We start from the raw sequence: 19,085 nt of genomic DNA on the forward strand, positions 1-19,085 counted from the left end.
GACCTTGGTAGCGTCGCTCGGGTGACCGACGCGACCCTCAGAATCGACGGCCTCTCTCACTCCTTCGGCGATCGGCGCGTGCTCGATCGCGTCTCGTTCGAGGTGAGGCCGGGCCGGCTCACCGGCTTCATCGGCGCCAACGGCGCGGGCAAGACCACCACGATGCGCGCGATCGTAGGCGTGCTCCGGCCCGACACCGGCGCGGTCACGTTCGGCGGGCGGCCGCTCGACCTCGCGCTGCGCCGCCGGATCGGGTACATGCCCGAGGAGCGCGGCCTGTACCCGCAGATGAAGGTGGCCGACCAGCTGGTGTACCTGGGCCGGGTGCTCGGGCTGTCTCGGGAGGACGCCGTCCGGCGCGTCGACGCGCTGCTCGAGGACCTCGGGCTCGCGGAGCGCGCCCAGGACGTGCTGCACACCCTCTCGCTGGGCAACCAGCAGCGCGCCCAGGTGGCTGCGGCGCTGGTGCATGACCCCGACGTGCTGATCCTCGACGAGCCCTTTTCCGGGCTCGACCCCCTCGCGATGGACACCATGGCAGCGCGGCTGCGCGAGCGCGCCGATCGCGGCGTGCCCGTGCTGTTCTCGAGCCACCAGCTGGACCTGGTGGAGCGGCTGTGCGACGACCTGGTGCTCATCCACGCGGGCGAGGTGGTCGCCGCGGGCTCCGCCGAGGAGCTGCGCGAGCAACGCGCGGGCCGGCGCTACCGCGTCGCGGTGGGAGGCTCGCCCGGGTGGTCGCCCGCGCTCGCGGGCGTCGAGGTGCTCGCCGTCGACGATCGCGGCACCGTGGTCGAGCTCGACCGCGCCGCGGATCCGCAGGATGTGCTCCGCGCCGCCCAGGGTGCGGGCGCGGTGGAGCACTTCGGTCGCGTGATGCCGTCCCTGTCCGAGCTGTTCGCGGAGGTGGCCCGATGAGCATGTCCGCGAGCGGCATGACCCGCCTGGTCGCGGGGCGAGAGATCAGCGTGAAGCTGCACGACCGCGGCTTCCTCATCTCGACCGCGGTGTTCCTGCTGGTGATCATCGGCTCGATCGCCGTGCCGGCGCTGTTCTTCTCCGACCCGCCGCAGCTGCGGGTCGCCACCACCGCCGAGGCGCGCCCCGTGGCGGAGCTCGCGGCCTCCCTCGGAGCCGCCGAGGAGCGCCCGCCGGGCGTGCCCGAGGCCGACATCACCGTGGTCGACGCGTCCGATCCCGTCGCGGCTCTCGACGATCCTGAGGTGGATGCCTCCCTGTCGATCGAGGACGGCACCGTGGTCATCACCGCCCGCGACGGCGTGGACGGCGACCTCGAGACCCTGGTGACCGCCGCATCGTCCACGCTCGCGGTGGAGGAGGCCGCAGCGGCGGCCGACCTCACGGACGCCGAGGTGGCGGCCTTGGTCGCGCCGCCGGCGCCGGCGGTGACGCTGCTCGAGCCCGAGCCGGACTACGCGGTGCCGCCGCAGGTCCTCATCATGGTGTTCGGCTTCCTCTTCTACTTCGTGGTGCTCACCTTCGGGATCTCGATCTCGCAGTCGGTGGTCGAGGAGAAGCAGTCCCGCGTGGTCGAGCTCCTGGTCGCCGCGGTGCCCGTGCGCTGGCTGCTCGCCGGCAAGGTGCTGGGCAACTCGATCATGGCGATCGGACAGGTCGCGCTCATGCTCGCGGCGGGCCTCATCGGGGCGTCGCTCACCGGCTCGGGCGACATAGTCGAGCAGGCGCTCGGCGCGAGCGGCTGGTTCCTCGCCTTCTTCGTGGTCGGCTTCCTCATGCTCGCGTGCCTGTGGGCCGTCGCCGGGTCGCTCGCGTCCCGCATCGAGGACCTGCAGTCCACCACGCTGTACATGCAGCTCGCGGTCATGGTGCCGTTCTTCGCGGCGCTGTTCGTCACCGACGAGGGGCCGGCGCGGGTGTTCCTGTCCTACTTCCCGCTCACCGCGCCGCTGCTCATGCCGTCGCGCCTGGTCACGGGCGATGCCGCGGCGTGGGAGCCCTGGGTCGCGCTGATCCTGGTGCTCCTCACCGCCGCCGTCCTGGTGCGGATCGGTGCGCGGCTGTACGCGGGCTCGGTGCTGCACACCTCCGCGCGCATCAAGGTGCTCGCTGCGTGGCAGGCGGGCGCCTCGCGTGCCTGACGACGCTGCGCTCGGCGACGAGGTGCCCGCGGCGGACCAGGCGCCGGCGCACGGCGTCGGACCGTGGGAGGGCGCGTGGCCGTCCGACGAGCGGCTCGACCCCGAGCTGCTCGAGCACGGCGACCGCCGCAACGTGGTCGACCGCTACCGCTACTGGCGCCACGAGGCGATCGTCGCGGACCTCGACGCGCGCCGGCACCCGTTCCACGTGGCGATCGAGAACTGGCAGCACGACCTCAACATCGGCTCCGTGGTGCGGACCGCGAACGCGTTCCTCGCGCGCGAGGTGCACATCGTGGGCAACCGCCGCTGGAACCGTCGCGGAGCGATGGTGACGGACAGGTACCAGCACGTCCGCCACCACCCGACGGTCGAGGACCTCGCCGGCTGGGCGGTGGCCGAGGGCCTGCCAGTCATCGGCATCGACAACCTGCCGGGCTCGGTGCCGCTGGAGACCTATGCGCTGCCGCGGGCGTGCGTGCTGGTGTTCGGCCAGGAGTCCGTCGGGCTGTCCGACGCGGTGCGCGAGGTCGCGACGGACACGCTCGCGATCGCGCAGTACGGGTCCACACGCTCCATCAACGCGGGTGCGGCGGCCGCGATCGCCATGCACGCATGGATCGCGCGGCACGGCGACGTCGCGGCCGGGCACGGCGGGTGAGCCGCGCCATCCGCGGCGTCCGCGCGAACCCGGCCGCCGCATCGTCCCTACCTGCCCGGACGGTCTCTCGCGGCCGGGACCTTAGCCGCACGGGTGCCTGCGTTATCTGACAGAATGGACCGCGGTTCCATCCGCACAAGCTCAGGAGTTACCCATGGCTATCGCCACCACCGAGTCCTACGCCGCGATGCTGGACGCCGCCAAGGCCGGCGGCTACGCGTTCCCCGCGATCAACATCACGTCGTCGTCGTCCGTCACCGCCGCCATCCAGGGCTTCGCGGAGGCCGAGTCCGACGGCATCATCCAGGTGTCGGTGGGCGGTGGCCAGTACGCCTCCGGCTCGACCATCAAGGACGCGGTCGTCGGTTCGCTCGCGCTCGCCGCCTACGCCCGCGTGGTCGCGGAGAAGTACGGCGTCACCATCGCGCTCCACACCGACCACTGCCACAAGGTCTACCTCGAGGAGTGGCTCAAGCCGCTGCTCAAGCTCGAGGCCGAGTCCATCGCGGCCGGCAAGGGCCCGATCTTCAACTCGCACATGTGGGACGGCTCGTCCGTGCCGATGGAGGAGAACCTCGCCATCGCCGAGGAGCTGCTCGAGCTGTCCCAGGCCGCGGACACGATCCTCGAGATCGAGATCGGCGTCGTCGGCGGCGAGGAGGACGGCCACTCGGCCGAGGTCAACGACAAGCTCTACTCGACCCCCGAGGACGGCATCGCCACCATCGAGCGCCTCGGCCTCGGCGAGCGCGGCCGCTACCTGACCGCCATGACCTTCGGCAACGTGCACGGTGCCTACAAGCCCGGCGCCGTCAAGCTGCGTCCCGAGATCCTCGGTGACATCCAGGCCGCCGCGGCCGCGAAGTTCGGCAAGGAGAAGCCGTTCGACCTGGTCTTCCACGGTGGCTCCGGCTCGACGGCCGAGGAGATCGCGACCGCGGTCTCGCACGGCGTCATCAAGATGAACATCGACACCGACACGCAGTACGCGTACACGCGTCCCGTGGTCGACCACATGATGAAGAACTACGACGGCGTCCTCAAGGTCGACGGCGAGTGGGGCAACAAGAAGGCCTACGACCCGCGCGCCTGGGGCAAGCTCGCCGAGGCCGGCATGGCCGCCCGCGTGGTCGAGGCGTGCCAGCAGCTCGGTTCGGCAGGCCGCAAGATCTAAGTCCGAGATTCGGCAGGCGCGAGCCCCGATCGGTCGGACCGACTGATCGGGGCTCGCGTACGTCCGGGCCCTAGGGGCGCGGATCCAAGCCCCCGGCATGCACCGGGGTGAGGGAGAGGGAACGATGCCCGGAGCAGTGATCGTCGGCGCCCAGTGGGGCGACGAGGGCAAGGGGAAGGCGACCGATCTTCTCGGGTCGCGAGTCGACTACGTGGTGAAGTTCAACGGCGGTAACAACGCCGGCCACACGGTGGTGATCGGCGACCAGAAGTTCGCCCTGCACCTGCTGCCGTCGGGCATCCTCACCCCGGGCTGCACGCCTGTGATCGGCAACGGCGTGGTCATCGACCTGCGCGTGCTGTTCCAGGAGCTCGATGCGCTGAACGAGCGCGGCGTCGACACCTCCGACCTGCTCGTGTCCAACGCGGCGCACATCATCGCGCCGTACGCGCGCACGCTCGACAACGTCACCGAGCGCTTCCTCGGCAAGCGCAAGATCGGCACCACCGGCCGCGGCATCGGTCCGGCGTACGCCGACAAGATCAACCGCCTCGGCATCCGCGTGGGCGACCTGTTCGACGAGACGGTGCTGCGCGACAAGATCGAGGGATCGCTGGTCGCCAAGAACCACATGCTGGTCAAGGTCTACAACCGACGCGCGATCACCGTCGACGAGGTCGCCGACGAGCTGCTCGCGTACCGCGACCGCCTCGCGCCGCACGTCACCGACACCTCGCTGGTGCTCAACGGCGCGCTTGACGAGGGCCAGAACGTCCTCTTCGAGGGCGGCCAGGCGACCATGCTCGACGTGGACCACGGCACCTACCCGTTCGTCACCTCGTCCTCGGCGACCGCCGGCGGCGCGTGCACCGGGTCCGGCGTGGGCCCCACCCGCATCGACTCCGTCATCGGCATCGCGAAGGCCTACACCACCCGCGTGGGCGAGGGCCCGATGCCCACCGAGCTGCTCGACCAGTGGGGCGATCGCCTGCGCGACGTGGGCCACGAGTTCGGCACCACCACCGGGCGTCCGCGCCGTTGCGGCTGGTACGACTCGGTCATCACGCGCTACGCGTCGCGCATCAACGGCCTCACCGACATCGTGCTCACCAAGCTCGATGTGCTCACCGGCATCGAGGAGATCCCGGTGTGCGTGAGCTACGACGTCGACGGCGTCCGCCACCAGGACCTCCCGCTCGACCAGGCCGCCTTCGCGGCCGCCGAGCCGGTCTACGAGACGTTCCCCGGCTGGGACGAGGACATCTCGGGCGCCCGGGAGTTCTCCGACCTCCCGGGTGCGGCGCAGGACTACGTCAAGGCGGTCGAGGAGCTCTCGGGTTGCCGGATCTCGACCATCGGCGTGGGCCCCGGCCGCGACGAGATCATCCAGATCAACGACCTGCTCCACGCGCGCTGAGGTCCCGGACGGAAGTCCGCCGACCGTTCTCACACGAGTTCTGCACCTGGCGGCGCGTTCCTCGAGGAACGCGCCGCCAGGTGCATCGCGTGACCGTTCACACCCCGCCTCGGGTGTGGAACCTGGTCGCGGTGGGCGACGGAATCGCCCGCCCGCGAGCGGCTTCGCGAAACAAAGTCGCAACGTTGCGATTGCTTATATGACAAAAGGGATATAGCGTCCGAATCGGGACAGGATCCCCGCGGGCTTCAGAGGGGGGCCACGCGACATCTCTGGGGGGTACTTCGATGAGGAAGATTTTCGCGACCCTTTTCGCCGCTGCGTTGGCGATCGGGGTCCCCGCGACGGCGGCATCCGCTGACGAGGGGCCGACGGCCTCCACCTGCAGCTACGAATGCGTCTGGACCGGCGAGACCGCATGGGTCGGCACCCACGACTTCGCTGGCGCCAACTGGGCGAAGTTCATCCAGCTGACCAGGACGCCGGTGACGGTGCCGCCGTCGGAGTCCTTCCCGATCTATGCGGGACAGCACTTCCACGTGGGCAACGTCTACGTCTACGACGGCCCCGGTGACACGGTGCTCCTCCGGGTGTACCTGAACGGGCCCTACGGGGACGGTGCCTACTTCCAGGGCGGCAACGCGCTCAAGATCGCGCACTACACGACCGACCCGAGCGGCATCAGCAACCCGGCGCCCGGCAAGTTCAAGCACAAGTTCGACCCCGCCGACCGCTTCGCCGAGGTCTACGTGCCGTACAACCCGTCGGGTGCGAACTACTACGCCATCCACCTGGACCTGATGATCCTGGAGTAGGTGTTCCCCCAACGAGGGCCGCGTCCATCCCCGGACGCGGCCCTCAACCTTGCCCGGAACCGCCGCGATGCGCGGCCCCCGACCTCGCCCCCGCACGCGCACCGCCTAGACTCGCTCGCGTGATCATCCTTCTCGTCGGCACCGGCGCGCGCGAGCACGCCCTCGCCCGCGCCCTCTCCCTCGACCCCGCCGTCACGCAGCTGCACGCCGCCCCGGGCAACCCGGGCATCGCGGATGTCGCGACGCTGCACGGCGTCGACGCGACCAACCCGGTCGCCGTCGCCTCGCTCGCGACCCAGCTCAAGGCGGACCTCGTGGTGGTCGGCCCCGAGGCGCCCCTGGTCGCCGGCGTCGCCGACGCGGTCCGCACCGCGGGCATCCCCGTCTTCGGCCCCAGCGGCCAGGCCGCGATGCTCGAGGGTTCGAAGGCGTTCGCCAAGGAGGTCATGGCCGCCGCGAACGTCCCGACCGCCGAGCCCCGCGTCTGCACCACCACCGCGCAGCTCGAGGACGCCTTCGACGCGTTCGGCGCCCCGCACGTGGTCAAGGACGACGGCCTCGCCGCCGGCAAGGGCGTGGTGGTCACGAGCGACCGCGCCGAGGCCCTCGCTCACGGCGAGGCCATCCTCGGCGGCGGCGGCGTCGTGGTGGTCGAGGACTTCCTCGACGGCCCCGAGGTCAGCCTGTTCTGCCTGTGCGACGGCACCACGGTGGTCCCGCTGCAGCCCGCCCAGGACTTCAAGCGCGCCTACGACGCCGACGCCGGCCCCAACACCGGCGGCATGGGCGCCTACAGCCCGCTCCCGTGGGCCCCCGAGGGCCTGGTCGACGAGGTCGTCCGCGACGTCGCCCAGCCCACCGTCGACGAGATGGCCCGCCGCGGCACCCCCTTCATCGGCGTCCTGTACTGCGGTCTCGCGCTCACCTCCAAGGGCACGCGCGTCGTCGAGTTCAACGCCCGCTTCGGCGATCCCGAGACTCAGGTGGTCCTCGCCCGCCTCGCGACCCCGCTCGCCGGCGTCCTCATGGCGGCGGCCCAGGGCCGCCTCGCGGAGATCGACCCCCTCGAGTGGAGGGACGATGCGGCGGTCACCGTGGTCGTCGCGGCGGAGAACTACCCGGCGGACCCCCGCAAGGGCGACCCCATCACCGGCATCGACGAGGCCGAGCAGGTCGAGACGGTCCACGTGCTCCACGCGGGCACCGCGCTCGACGCGGACGGCACCCTGCTGAGCAACGGCGGCCGCGTCCTGTCCGTGACGGCGCTCGGCGCGACCCTCACCGAGGCGCGCGAGCGTGCGTACGCGGGGGTCGACCGCATCGTCCTCCCGGGAAGCCATCACCGACGCGACATCGCGGCCAAGGCCGCCGAGGAGGCGAGCGCCTGATGCCCGGACACGCGACCCCGCCCGCGCACCTCGAGCTCGAGGGCTGGCGCCACGTCTACTCCGGCAAGGTCCGCGACCTGTACGAGCCCGCAACGCCGCACCCGCGCGGCGACGTGGTGCTCGTGGTCGCGTCCGACCGCATCAGCGCCTACGACTGGGTGCTCCCCACCGAGATCCCCGGCAAGGGCGGCATCCTCACCGGGCTGAGCCTGTGGTGGTTCGATCAGGTGCTCGACATAGTCGCGAACCACACGGTCGAGGCGCCCGTGCCGGCCGAGGTCGAGGGTCGTGCGATGGTCTGCAAGCGGCTCGACATGTTCCCCGTCGAGTGCGTGGCGCGCGGCTACCTCACGGGTTCGGGCCTGGCGGAGTACCGCGAGAGCGGCACGGTCTGCGGCATCCCGCTGCCCCCCGGCCTGGTCGACGGCTCGCGCCTGCCCGAGCCGATCTTCACCCCGGCCACCAAGGCCGAGGTGGGCGAGCACGACGAGAACGTCGACTTCGACGCGGTGGTCGCGCTGATCGGCCGCGAGGACGCGGAGGCGCTGCGCGACCTCACCCTCGCGCTCTACACGCGGGCTCACGAGATCGCCGCCGCGAAGGGCATCATCCTCGCGGACACCAAGTTCGAGTTCGGCCGCGACGGCTCGGGCGCGATCATCCTCGGCGACGAGGTCCTCACGCCGGACTCGAGCCGCTTCTGGCCCGCCGACGAGTGGGAGCCCGGTCACGCGCAGCCCAGCTACGACAAGCAGTTCGTGCGGGATTGGCTGACCTCGCCCGAGTCGGGCTGGGACAAGAGGTCCGACGTGGCGCCGCCCGCGCTGCCCGCCGACGTGGTGGAGCGCACGCGCGCCCGCTACGTCGAGGCGTTCGACCGGTTGGCGAAGCACTGACGGCGCGGCACCAGGAGCCGACCCAACGAAATCCCGACGGCATGCGTCCTACCAGCATGGGACGGATGCCTGTGGTCGCGGCCGTGGCCGTGGTGGGTGCGCTGGTGCTCGGCACGCTGCTCAGCGCGTGCGCGGCGCCGGGATCGGGGTCGGGGTCGGGCGAAGCGTCGCCGGCGGCCTCGCCATCGGAGTCCGAGTCGCTGACCTGGACCGAGGGCGAGGATCTCTACTCCACCCACTGCGGCGTCGGTCAGCAGGAGTTCGACGGGGTCGTCTGGTACCCGACCGGGGTGTACGAGGGTGGCACCGAGCTCGCAGGCGACGACTACGCGGGCCCGACCCCGTGGGTTCTGGACGAGGCCCAGTGGGGGCTACCGCAGCCGGGACCGACCTTCACCAACGAGCACATGCTGGTGACCCGCGGCACCTTCGATCAGGTGGATGACGACTCCGCCGTCTTCCACGTGTACGGCGGGCGCTGGACCATCGAGCTGACCACGACCGAGGCGGACGCGGCATGGATCATCGAGGGCTGCGCGTGACGCGCGCGACGGTGGTCGCGGCCGCGCTTCTGGCGCTGGCGGGTTGCGCGGCGCCGGGGTCGGTGGGTGCATCACCGAGTGCGACGCCCAGCGAGGTGGTGGTGATCGAGGACCACGGCGAGGGGCTCGACCTCGGCATCCCGGGTCCGGCCACGGCCACATACCCGAACGTCGCCGGCTACCCGGCGTGCGGCACCGAGCCCATCGAGCACGAGGGGACCACCTGGTTTCCCTTCCATCCGACCAACGAAGGCGACTTCCCGGATGTCCCGGCCGCCGCATCGTCCGGCGGGATGGGCGGCGGGACGATGCGCATGTTCCTTCCCGCGGTGGCGGCACCGGGGCCGGGGGACGACGTGGGCACGCTCACCGTCTTCGAGGGCGGCTTCGCATTCTGGGTGTCCGACAGCGGCGACCTCGACACGTGGCTCACCACCACGGAGATCCGCTACTCGTGGGTGTGCTGAACCGCTAGCTAGGCGTGGCTCTCGGTCTGGAGCTCGCGCTTCTGGACCACGGCGACGGTGGGCACGCCCCAGCCGCGGGTGAGCGACAGCGCGCGCAGCGCCAGGATCACCAGCAGCGGCACCCAGAACACCACCAGCGGCGCCACGCCGAGCGCCCAGAGGGCCCACAGGGTGAACGCGCCGCCGAGCGCGGCGGTCGCGTAGAGCTGCCCGTTCCAGAACACCTCCGGAACCTGCGCGGAGAACAGGTCGCGCAGGATGCCGCCGCCGACGCCGTTGGCGACGCCCACGATCATCGCCGCGACCGGGCTCGCGCCGGCGTCGAGGGCGATGCCCGTGCCGACCACCACGAAGATCGCGAGGCCAGCGGCGTCCGAGTACTCCACGATCCGGTGGCGGGCGAGCGCGCCCAGGTCCCGGTTGCGTGCGAACGGCGCGATCGCGAGCGCCGTCGCGATCGCGACCACCACCAGCGTGGGGTTCTCGATCCAGAAGACGGGCTGGCGGAGAAGGAGGTCGCGCATCGTCCCCCCGCCCACGGCGACCAGGCTCGCCAGGACCACGGCGCCCACCAGGTCCATGCGTCGGCGGCTCGCCGCGACGGCGCCCGAGATCGCGAACGCGACCGTCCCCAGGTACTCGAGGACCACGCGCAGCGTGCTGAGCGCGTGCACCAGGATCGCGTCGGGATCGACGGCGGTGATGAGGCTGGACATGGCGGTCTCCGTTCGAGCGGCGCTCAAGGGTACTCGGGCCTCCGCGCGCCGGTAGAATCCACACCATGGCCACGATCCTCGTCCACGTCATGCCCAAGCCCGAGATCCTCGACCCCCAGGGCAAGGCCGTCGGCGCCGCCCTGCCCCGCCTGGGATTCGACGGCATCGCGCAGGTCCGCCAGGGCAAGCGCTTCGAGCTCACCGTGGACGGCGAGGTGACCGACGAGGTCCTCGCCAAGGTCCGCGAGGCCGCGGAGACGCTGCTGAGCAACCCGGTCATCGAGGACGTCGTCGAGGTGACGGTCGCGCAGGAGTCCGCGTGACCGCGCGGGTCGGCGTCGTCACCTTCCCCGGCACGCTCGACGACCGCGACGCCGCTCGCGCCGTCCGCCTCGCCGGTGGCGAGGCCGTGGCGCTGTTCCACTCCGAGGCGGACCTCAAGGACGTCGATGCCGTGGTGCTGCCCGGCGGCTTCAGCTACGGCGACTACCTCCGCGCCGGCGCCATCGCGCGCTTCGCTCCCATCATGGAGAAGGTGGTCGACGCGGCTCGCGGCGGCATGCCCGTGCTCGGCATCTGCAACGGCTTCCAGGTGCTTACCGAGGTGCACCTGCTGCCCGGCTCGATGATCAAGAACGACCACCGCGCGTTCATCTGCCGTGACCAGACGCTGCGCGTCGAGAACGCGGACACCGCCTGGACCACGGAGTACCGGGACGGCGAGGAGATCGTCATCCCGCTCAAGAACCAGGACGGTCAGTACGTCGCGGACGACCGCACGCTCGACGCCCTCGAGGCGGAGGGGCGCGTCGCGTTCCGGTACGTCGGCTGGAACCCGAACGGCTCGCGTCGTGACATCGCCGGCATCACCAACGAGCGCGGCAACGTGGTGGGCCTCATGCCGCACCCCGAGCACGCGGTCGAGGCCGGCTTCGGTCCCGACTCGCGCGAGGCGGGCCGCAACGGCGTCGACGGGCTCGCGTTCTTCACCTCGGCCGTCAAGGGACTGCTCGCCACCGCGTAGGGTGCGGGTTCCCCGCGTCGCCCTCCTCGCGAAGTGTCGCGCCATGGGGAGCTCAGCGACGGTTTCATGAGTTCTTGGCCTCCCATGGGGAACTGACTGACGTCCGGAGGAGACACGTGATCACCGAGTCCGTCGTCCTGCCGGTGCGGGCGGGGTACGAGCCCGCCTTCGAGCGCGCCTTCCGCTCCGCCGAACGCATCATCGCTCGCCAGCACGGCTACCTGTCCCACTCGCTGAGGCGCGGCGTCGAGGAGCCCTCGACCTACCTGCTGACCGTCGAGTGGGAGACGCTCGAGGACCACGAGGTCGGCTTTCGTGGCTCGGTCGACTATCAGGAGTGGCGCGCGCTCCTGCACCCGTTCTACGAGCCTGTGCCGACCGTCCTTCACTATGCCGACGAGCTCGCCAGCGGCAGCGCGGCGTGGCTCGACGAGGCCCGCGATGCGGACGCGGCGGCGGTGACGGCGTTCTGGGCGCGGTGCCGCGAGGACATGCCCGCGCTCCCTGAGCCCGAGCCCGAGGCGTGGTGCTTCGGCGTGACCGCGGGGACGGCGGATGGGCTGCTCGAACTGGTGCTCGCGGGGGTCAAGACGGGTACGGCGTCCTCGCTCCGCGACTACGCGGACGAGGGCGAGGCGGTGCCCGAGGCCGGGACGCTGAGCATCATCCTCGACGGCTCGGGCAGGCCACGCGCGCTCGTCGAGACCACCGCGGTGGACGTGGTGCCGTTCACCGAGGTCACCCCTGAGCATGCTGCGTTGGAGGGCGAAGGCGACCGGTCGCTCGAGTACTGGCGCGCCGTTCACGAGGAGTTCTGGCGCACGTACTCCCCACAGGGGTTCCGCGCGGACATGCCCGTCGTGTGCGAGAGGTTCAGGCTCGTGCGCGCGGAGTCGGATCCCCGCCCCTAGCGCCCTCTCAAGCCGCGGAGCCGACCGAGCCCGCACCCTCAGCGAGGCGCCCCGGCATGTACTGGTCGAAGTAGACGCGCGACACCAGCTCGCGTCTGCTCGCCACGCCCGCCTTGTCGAAGATCGACTTGAGGTGGTCCTGCACCGTGTACGGCGACACGTGGATCGCGCCGGCGATCTCCTTGGTGTCCGCGCCGCGGAGCACCTGGGCCGTGACGTCCCGCTCGCGCGCGGTGAGGCCGAAGGCGTCGGCGACCAGGTCGATCACCTCCTGAGGGCGTGCCTCCTCGATGGTGATGACCACGTCGCCGGCACGGTCGCCTGCGCCTCCCAGCGGCGACGCGTGCAGCAGCAGCCAGATGCCCTCGCTCGTGCGCACGCGCGCCCGGGGCGTCTGATCCGTCTCGCCTCGCGCGAGGCGCCGCGCCGCGCCGACCAGCGCGTGGACCATCGAGAGCGGGTCGCCGGCCGCGGGTGAGGTGGCAAGCTGCTCGAGGTGAGTGGCGGCGCCCGCGCTCGCCTGGACCAGGCGATCCTGGCCGTCCACGATCATGACGGCCGGACCCGTCGGGCAGTCGCTGCGGACGGCGCCCACCTGGGCGAGCATCCCGACACGGATGCCGCGGGTGAACGCCGGCGCCATCTCGGCCAGGAACGCGAGCTCATCAGGGGCGAAGGGCCTGTCGTCGCTTCCGCGGAACACCGCCACGGCACCCCAGGCGCCGTGGCGGTCGCGAAGCACGGTCCGCGCCTCGTCATGGAAGTCGTAGTAGGGGAGCATCACCTCGGCCATGCGGGTGGAGGACTCGACCGCGCCGTGCGTGAGGTGGTGCATGCCGACCGTCGCGGTGCCCTGCCGCACCATCGCCTGGATCGCGGTCGGGTCACCGCCGCCATACTCGATCTGCGCCCACTGGACGTCGGCCTCGTTGCGCCCGGCGAGGTCCGAGAACTTCCAGCTGTTGGACACCATCGCGGTCGCCGGGTCGAGGGTCGCGACGCAGCCGCCGACGATCGGGAGGGCGCGTTCCACGACGTCGACGGCCTCGTCGAGGAAGTGGTGAAGCGGCAGACCGGCGCGGGACAGGACATCGATGTCGCTGCGTGCGCGTCCCAGCGCGAGCTGGGCGGACGTGGGGCTCGGCATGAGACGAGTGTGCGCCTGTCCGATTCGTCACGCTATCCCACACTTCTGGGGGTGTGAGAAATCCCTGGACCCCGGGATACCGCAGAGGCCCTGCCTCGACGCACGCTGGTCGCCGTCCACAGGCTTCACCCACACCGAAGGAACCCTCATGACCATCCAGCAATCCCTCGCCACGACAGCTGGCCTGACCGACCTGCTCGGCGACCGCATCGCGCTCCCGGGAGACGCCGCCTACGAGTCGGCGAGGCTCCCTTGGAACCGCGCGATCGACCAGCGCCCCTTCGCCGTCGCGCGGCCCGAGTCGGCCGAGGACGTGGTCGACATCGTTCGCGCCGCCGCCTCGGTGGGCCTCCGCGTCGCGCCCCAGTCCACGGGTCACGGTGCCGGCGCGCTCGCGGACTCCGACCTCTCCGACGCGATCCTGCTCAGCCTTTCCGGGCTGCGGGGCGCAACCGTCGACCCCGCCGCTCGCACCGCTCGGGTCCTCGGGGGCTCGCAGTGGAACGACGTGGTCGCCCAGGCCGCCCCGCACGGTCTCACCGCGATGCACGGCAGCGCGGGAGACGTCGGCGTGGTCGGCTACTCGCTCAGCGGTGGGCTGTCGTTCTTCGCGCGGACCCACGGGCTCGCCGTCAACTCCGTGCGCGCGGTGCAGATCGTCACCGCCGATGGACGGCTCGTTCGCGCGAGCGCCGCGGAGAACTCGGAGCTCTTCTGGGCCGTCCGTGGGGGCTCGGGTGCGTTCGGCATCGTCGTCTCGATCGAGATCGACCTGCTGCCGTACGCCGATCTCTTCGCCGGCATGCTCCTGTGGGACGCCACGCGCGCCGTCGAGGTGGCGCATGCGTGGTCGGCATGGACCCGCACCGCGCCCGAGAGCGTCTCGACATCGCTGCGGATCATGCACTTCCCGCCGCTGCCCGAGCTGCCGCCCTTCCTGTCGGGTCGCAGCGTGGTGGTGATCGACGGCGTGGTCCTCGAGGGGGACGATGCCGCGGCCGGGATCATCGCGCCGTTGCGCGCGCTTTCACCCGAGATGGATACCTTCGCGCGGATCCCCGCCGCGGAGCTGGTGCACATGCACATGGACCCGCCGGAGCCGACCCCGGCGATGTCGACGGGCGCCATGCTCGGCTCGTTCGCGGGAAGCGCGGTGGACGCGTGGCTCGCCGCGGCGATGTCGACCACGGGCCTGTCCTTCGCGGAGGTGCGTCACGTGGGAGGCGCCGCCGCGCGCCGCCCCGACGGCGCCGGAGCCGTCGGATCGCTCGCGGGCGACTACCTGCTCGCGGGAATCGCCATGGTGCCGTTCCCGGACGTCGCGCCTGCCGCCCGCGCGGCGGTCCACGCGCTCGTCGCGGCGATGGTCGACTGGCACGCGCCGTCGCTCGCTCTCACGTTCATCGACGGGGACGTGAGCCGCGAGCAAGGGTTCGGCGACGCGGCCACGCGCCTGCGCGAGCTCAAGGCTGTCTACGACCCGACCGGCATGTTCACCGCCGGCCACCCCGTCGATTGACGTCGAGGCCCGTGGTCACAGCGGCTGCGCGACCCTCCGGCGGTCGCGCAGCCGCGCCGCGAGCGCTGCGGCGCAGACCGCGAGCGCGAACGTCGCGGCGTTGCCCAGGTAGGCGAAGCCCGTCGGGGTGACCACCGCGACGAGCGCCGCAGCGGCGGCCCACCCCCAGCGGTCGGCCCGCGCCAGCAGGACGGCGGCCACGGAGCAGGCCATCCCGATCGCGAGGCAAGCGCCGATGACCAGATGGGCGCCCGCGTCTGCCGCGGGCCACGCCTCGACCGTGAACCACGCTGCGCCGCCCGCGAGCATGACGGTGCTCAGCACGGCCAGCACCATCGATGAGCGCGCGAGCGAGGCGGTCATGCGGCGACTGTACCGGCGCATCGTCCCTGGGTCCATGGCCGCCGGCGCGACCGTGGCGCGGGCTACAGCGCCACGCGCGCGAGGCGGTCGCGAAGCTCGGCGAGCGCGCGGAACGTCCCGTGGTTGAAGTCCGCGCCGAGCTGGTTGGGCACCGTCACCAGCAGCGTGTCCGACTCCATCACCGCCTGGTCCTCGCGCAGCTCCCGCTCGAGCTTGTCGAGGTCGCCCACGTACGTCTTGCCGAACGTGGACACGGTGTTGTCGATCTCGCCGATCTGGTCGCGGTTGCCGCCCATCCGGTCGCGCTCGAGGTACGGGTGGAAGTAGGTGTGGGACGTGTCGTCGACGATCGGCATGATGCTGCGCGACACGGAGACGCGCGGTGCGCCGGCGTGGCCGGCCTCGCGCCACGCGTCGCGGAACTCCTGGATCTGACGCGCCTGCACCACTCCCAGCGGCTCGCCCGTGGCCTCGAGCACCAGCGTCGAGGACATGAGGTGCATGCCCAGCTCTCCCGTGCGACGTGCCGAGTCGATGCCGCCCGCGCCGTACCAGATGCGGTCCGACAACCCGGGGGAGTGCGGCTGCAGGGGCAGCAGCTCGCCCTCGCGGATGTGCGCGCGGGGGCCGGGCTCCGCGATCCCTTCGCCCGCGATCGCCTCCCGGAAGCGCGCGATGCGGCGCGCCGCGTCGAGCGCGGGGGTGTCGCCGAATCCGAGCGGGTAGCCGAACGTCGCCGGGCCGTCAGCGGCCGGTTCCGGGCTGCCGCGGGACACGCCCAGCTGGAGCCTCCCGCCGGCGATGAGGTCCGCGGTCGCGGCGGCCTCCGCCATGTACAGCGGGTTCTCGTAGCGCATGTTGATGACGCCGGTGCCGAGCTCGATCCGCTCGGTCCGCGCGCCCATCGCGGACAGCAGCGGGAACGGGGACGCGAGGCACTGCTCGAAGTGGTGGACGCGGATCCAGGCGCCGTCGATGCCCGCGTCCTCGGCGGCCTCCGCGAGGCGCACGGTGTCGAGCATCGCGTCGGATGCGGTGCGGACCTTGGAGCCGGGCGCCGCCGACCACCATCCGAAGGACAGGAAACCCACCTTGCGCACGCCACGCCTCCTCATGTTGACGTGTCAACCATACTGCGCGGCGCCCCCTGTGCGGTCCGCACGGTCGCGCCCGCGACACGCCGCCTTCCAGCCCATTCTCGCGCGCGACCCCCCGCGTGTCGCGCCGGCGACCGTGCGGAACGGAGGGAGGGCGGGTCGCTAGCCTGAGCCCATGATCACCGTCCGCCGCGTGGATGCCGACCACCCCGACGCCCACGAGCTGTGGGCCGAGCAGCAGGCCGACCTCGCGCGCCGCTACGACAGCCCCGACCTGGTCCTCGAGACGCGCTTCCCCACGCTGGTCGCCTCGCTCGTCGGGTACGCCGACGACGGCGAGCCCGTCGCGAGCGCCGTCCTGCGCTGGTCGCCGTACCCGACCGGCGCGGGATCGATCGAGCTCAAGCGGCTCTTCGTGCGCCCCGGGCACCGCGGCAACGGCCACTCCAAGGTGATGATGGGTGCCGCGGAGGCGATCGCCCGGCGCGCGGGCGCCACGCGCATCGTCCTCGAGACCGGCACCGAGCAGCCCGAGGCGCTCGCCCTGTACGGCCGCCTGGGCTATACCCGCATCCCGGGATACGGCGAGTACAAGGACGAGCCCGACTCGATCTGCTACGGCATCGACCTGCCCGTCCGGGTGCTGGTCCTCACGGGCGCGATGGGTGCAGGCAAGACGTCCGTGGCGGAGTCCGCGCACTCGGCGCTCGCGCTGCGCGGCGCCCGGACGGTGTTCCTCGACGCGGACGTGCTGTGCGAGGCGTACCCGTCCCCGCCCGGGGACATGGTCAACCAGGCGCTCCTGCTCGAATGCCTGACGGCGCTCGCCCCGGTGCACCGGCGGCACGGGTTCGGGCTGCTGGTGATGCCGCGCATCCTCGAGGACGCGGCGGACCGCGACGCGATCGCCCACGCCCTCGCGGGGCCCGGCGGGCCCGCCGAGGTCACCGTGGTGCGCGTGACGGCGCCGCTCGAGGAGCGCGTCGCACGCCTGCGCCGGCGCGAGACCTCCGAGCGGTGGCTCGACTGGGCGGTGCCCCGCACCGCCGAGCAGGCCGACGAGCTCGAGGCGCTCGGCATCGACGACGCCGCGGTGGACAACAGCGGTCGCACGCCCGAGGAGTCGGCCGCGGACGTGCTCGACGCGGCGGGGTGGTGAGCGTGGGCGCGCTGCTGATCCGCAACGGCCGGCTCTGGTCGGACGGCGCGTTCCTTCCGGGAGACGCTGTCCTCGCCGTGGACGGCCGGATCGCGGCGGTGGGCGCGGGCGAGGTCCTCGCCCGGACGGACGATGCGGCGGGCGCCCTGGTCGTGGACGCTCGCGGCGGCCTGGTGCACCCGGGCTTCGCCGACGCGCACGTGCACGCGGCGATGGCGGGCATCGAGATGCTCGGGCTCGACGTGAGCGGCGCGCACGGCGCCGAGGCGTGCCTCGCGCTCGTATCCGCGTATGCGGGTGCCCACGACGGGCCGTGGATCGTCGGCGGCGGCTGGCACATGTCCGACTACGAGGGCGGCACCCCGACCGCGGCCGCGCTCGACGCCGTCACCGGAGACGTTCCGGCGTTCCTGGTCAACGCCGACCACCACGGCGCGTGGGTCAACACCGCGGCGCTGCGCGCGGCGGGCATCGACGCCGCCACCCCCGACCCCGAGGACGGCCGCATCGAGCGCGACGCGACCGGCGCCCCCACCGGCACCCTCCACGAGGGCGCCATGGCGCTGGTCGAGCCGTACCTCCCTCCCATCACCGCGGAGGCCGCGCGCGCGGGACTGGCCGCCGCCGCATCGTCCCTCCTGGGGTTCGGGGTGACGGCATGGCAGGAGGCGATCGTGGGCGAGTACGGCGGCCACCGCGACGCCTCCGACGCGTACGGCGACCTCCTCGGGTCGGGCGGGCTCGCCGCGCGGGTGTCGGGCGCGCTGTGGGTGCCGCGCGACGTCACCCTCGCGACCGTGCCGGCGATGGTCGCGGACCTGGTGCGCCGCCGCGACGCGAACGCGGCGCGCGGTTTCGACACCTCGACGGCGAAGATCATGGTCGACGGCGTGGCGGAGAACCGCACCGCCGCCATGCACGAGCCCTACCTGGTGGACGGCTGCGACTGCGCGCGGGACGGCGCGGACGGGCGCGGCATCGCGTACTTCGGCCGCGAGGTGCTGGCCGCCGTCGTCGTCGCGCTCGCGGCGGAGGGCTTCGCGCTGCACCTCCACGCGATCGGCGACCGCGCGGTCACGGACGCGCTCGACGCGATCGAGGCCATCCCTGCCGCGGACAGGACCCGACGCCGCCACCACATCGCGCACGTCCAGGTGGTCGACCCCGCGGACGTGCCGCGGTTCGCGGCGCTCGGGGTGACGGTCAACGCGCAGGCCCTGTGGGCGCGCAACGAGGCGCAGATGACGGAGCTCACGGTGCCGATCCTGGGGGAGCGGCGGGCCGCCTGGCAGTACCCGTTCGGTTCCTTCCTGCGTGCGGGCGCCGCGCTCGCGATGGGCTCCGACTGGCCCGTGTCCACCCCGGACCCCTGGCAGGCGATCCACACGGCGGTGACGCGCAGGGAGCCCGGCTCGGACGCGCCGCCGCTCAACCCGGGCGAGGCGTTGACGCTCGCGGAGGCGCTGCGCGCGTACACCGCGGGCTCGCATGGGCTGCTGGGGCTCGACGGCTCGGGCGTGATCGAGGTGGGCGCACGGGCGGACCTGTGCGTCGCCTCGCGCGACCCGTTCGACGGCGATCCCGAGGAGATCTGGACCACCCGCACCGCGGTCACGGTGCTGGGCGGCGAGGTGGTCGCGCGCGGGTGACGGACGCGGCGTAGTGGGCC

At 72.3% G+C, this 19,085-nt stretch carries 20 protein-coding genes; 16 read left to right on the plus strand and 4 right to left on the minus strand.

What is annotated here, in order from left to right:
- Positions 1 to 21 precede the first annotated feature (21 nt).
- The 10 genes from AOM05_RS03500 (at position 22) to AOM05_RS03545 (ending at position 9,480) form a co-directional block, all read left to right on the plus strand.
- Positions 22 to 918, plus strand: coding sequence for an ABC transporter ATP-binding protein (locus AOM05_RS03500; RefSeq protein WP_062519465.1), 897 nt, complete (start codon positions 22 to 24; stop codon positions 916 to 918).
- Positions 915 to 2,120: an ABC transporter permease gene (locus AOM05_RS03505; RefSeq protein WP_228373190.1), complete on the plus strand. Its 1,206-nt coding sequence runs from the start codon at positions 915 to 917 to the stop codon at positions 2,118 to 2,120. Before AOM05_RS03500 ends, AOM05_RS03505 begins: the two co-directional genes overlap by 4 nt.
- Entirely contained in the window at positions 2,113 to 2,781 is a 669-nt protein-coding gene (locus tag AOM05_RS03510) for a TrmH family RNA methyltransferase (RefSeq protein ID WP_174442352.1), read from the plus strand. Before AOM05_RS03505 ends, AOM05_RS03510 begins: the two co-directional genes overlap by 8 nt.
- Before the next feature lie 154 nt (positions 2,782 to 2,935).
- Complete coding sequence (fbaA, locus tag AOM05_RS03515; protein ID WP_062519469.1) at positions 2,936 to 3,955, plus strand: class II fructose-bisphosphate aldolase; 1,020 nt, start codon at positions 2,936 to 2,938, stop codon at positions 3,953 to 3,955.
- 124 nt (positions 3,956 to 4,079) lie between these two features.
- On the plus strand, positions 4,080 to 5,372 hold the full coding sequence (locus AOM05_RS03520; RefSeq protein WP_062519471.1) for an adenylosuccinate synthase: 1,293 nt from the start codon (positions 4,080 to 4,082) through the stop codon (positions 5,370 to 5,372).
- Between the two features lie 287 nt (positions 5,373 to 5,659).
- A complete protein-coding gene (locus AOM05_RS03525; RefSeq protein ID WP_156165012.1) occupies positions 5,660 to 6,187 on the plus strand; it encodes a hypothetical protein in 528 nt (175 codons plus the stop codon).
- A 119-nt stretch (positions 6,188 to 6,306) separates the two neighbouring features.
- The gene (purD, locus tag AOM05_RS03530; RefSeq protein ID WP_062519476.1) at positions 6,307 to 7,575 is read left to right on the plus strand and encodes a phosphoribosylamine--glycine ligase; all 1,269 of its coding nucleotides are present in this window, start codon (positions 6,307 to 6,309) and stop codon (positions 7,573 to 7,575) included.
- Complete coding sequence (locus AOM05_RS03535; protein WP_062519477.1) at positions 7,575 to 8,471, plus strand: phosphoribosylaminoimidazolesuccinocarboxamide synthase; 897 nt, start codon at positions 7,575 to 7,577, stop codon at positions 8,469 to 8,471. The genes purD and AOM05_RS03535 overlap by 1 nt, the downstream gene beginning before the upstream one ends.
- Before the next feature lie 65 nt (positions 8,472 to 8,536).
- A complete protein-coding gene (locus AOM05_RS03540) occupies positions 8,537 to 9,013 on the plus strand; it encodes a hypothetical protein (RefSeq protein ID WP_062519478.1) in 477 nt (158 codons plus the stop codon).
- Positions 8,989 to 9,480, plus strand: a complete 492-nt coding sequence (locus AOM05_RS03545) for a hypothetical protein (RefSeq protein WP_156165013.1) — start codon at positions 8,989 to 8,991, stop codon at positions 9,478 to 9,480. The genes AOM05_RS03540 and AOM05_RS03545 overlap by 25 nt, the downstream gene beginning before the upstream one ends.
- 8 nt (positions 9,481 to 9,488) lie before the next feature.
- Here the strand turns inward: AOM05_RS03545 and AOM05_RS03550 are convergent, their stop codons facing one another.
- Positions 9,489 to 10,196 (minus strand): trimeric intracellular cation channel family protein, encoded by a 708-nt coding sequence (locus AOM05_RS03550; protein ID WP_062519481.1) that lies wholly within the window; start codon positions 10,194 to 10,196, stop codon positions 9,489 to 9,491.
- Between the two features lie 65 nt (positions 10,197 to 10,261).
- On the opposite strand from AOM05_RS03550, the gene purS reads away from it, so the two are divergent.
- The 3 genes from purS to AOM05_RS14715 all read left to right on the plus strand — a co-directional run bounded on the left by purS (position 10,262) and on the right by AOM05_RS14715 (position 12,131).
- Positions 10,262 to 10,519 (plus strand): phosphoribosylformylglycinamidine synthase subunit PurS, encoded by a 258-nt coding sequence (gene purS, locus AOM05_RS03555; RefSeq protein ID WP_062290797.1) that lies wholly within the window; start codon positions 10,262 to 10,264, stop codon positions 10,517 to 10,519.
- A complete protein-coding gene (gene purQ, locus AOM05_RS03560) occupies positions 10,516 to 11,220 on the plus strand; it encodes a phosphoribosylformylglycinamidine synthase subunit PurQ (protein ID WP_062519482.1) in 705 nt (234 codons plus the stop codon). Before purS ends, purQ begins: the two co-directional genes overlap by 4 nt.
- A gap of 116 nt (positions 11,221 to 11,336) precedes the next feature.
- A complete protein-coding gene (locus AOM05_RS14715; RefSeq protein ID WP_369401111.1) occupies positions 11,337 to 12,131 on the plus strand; it encodes an antibiotic biosynthesis monooxygenase in 795 nt (264 codons plus the stop codon).
- A gap of 7 nt (positions 12,132 to 12,138) precedes the next feature.
- On the opposite strand, the gene AOM05_RS03570 is transcribed toward AOM05_RS14715, so the two are convergent.
- On the minus strand, positions 12,139 to 13,278 hold the full coding sequence (locus AOM05_RS03570) for a helix-turn-helix transcriptional regulator (protein ID WP_062519484.1): 1,140 nt from the start codon (positions 13,276 to 13,278) through the stop codon (positions 12,139 to 12,141).
- Between the two features lie 148 nt (positions 13,279 to 13,426).
- Between AOM05_RS03570 and AOM05_RS03575 the strand changes: the two genes are divergently transcribed.
- Complete coding sequence (locus AOM05_RS03575) at positions 13,427 to 14,797, plus strand: FAD-binding oxidoreductase (RefSeq protein WP_062519485.1); 1,371 nt, start codon at positions 13,427 to 13,429, stop codon at positions 14,795 to 14,797.
- Between the two features lie 15 nt (positions 14,798 to 14,812).
- Here AOM05_RS03575 and AOM05_RS03580 read toward each other — a convergent pair whose 3' ends face one another.
- The gene (locus tag AOM05_RS03580; protein WP_062519486.1) at positions 14,813 to 15,160 is read right to left on the minus strand and encodes a hypothetical protein; all 348 of its coding nucleotides are present in this window, start codon (positions 15,158 to 15,160) and stop codon (positions 14,813 to 14,815) included.
- Positions 15,161 to 15,222: 62 nt separating this feature from the next.
- Positions 15,223 to 16,260, minus strand: a complete 1,038-nt coding sequence (locus tag AOM05_RS03585; protein ID WP_062519488.1) for an LLM class flavin-dependent oxidoreductase — start codon at positions 16,258 to 16,260, stop codon at positions 15,223 to 15,225.
- A 172-nt stretch (positions 16,261 to 16,432) separates the two neighbouring features.
- On the opposite strand from AOM05_RS03585, the gene AOM05_RS14485 reads away from it, so the two are divergent.
- Positions 16,433 to 17,416 carry a GNAT family N-acetyltransferase gene (locus AOM05_RS14485; protein WP_062519490.1) on the plus strand — a complete coding sequence of 328 codons (984 nt, stop codon included), beginning with the start codon at positions 16,433 to 16,435 and terminating at the stop codon, positions 17,414 to 17,416.
- A gap of 2 nt (positions 17,417 to 17,418) precedes the next feature.
- Positions 17,419 to 19,065, plus strand: coding sequence for an amidohydrolase (locus AOM05_RS03595; protein WP_062519644.1), 1,647 nt, complete (start codon positions 17,419 to 17,421; stop codon positions 19,063 to 19,065).
- Positions 19,066 to 19,085 lie beyond the last annotated feature (20 nt).

It is taken from the genome of Demequina silvatica (assembly GCF_000971215.1).
Lineage (GTDB): Bacteria > Actinomycetota > Actinomycetes > Actinomycetales > Demequinaceae > Demequina > Demequina silvatica.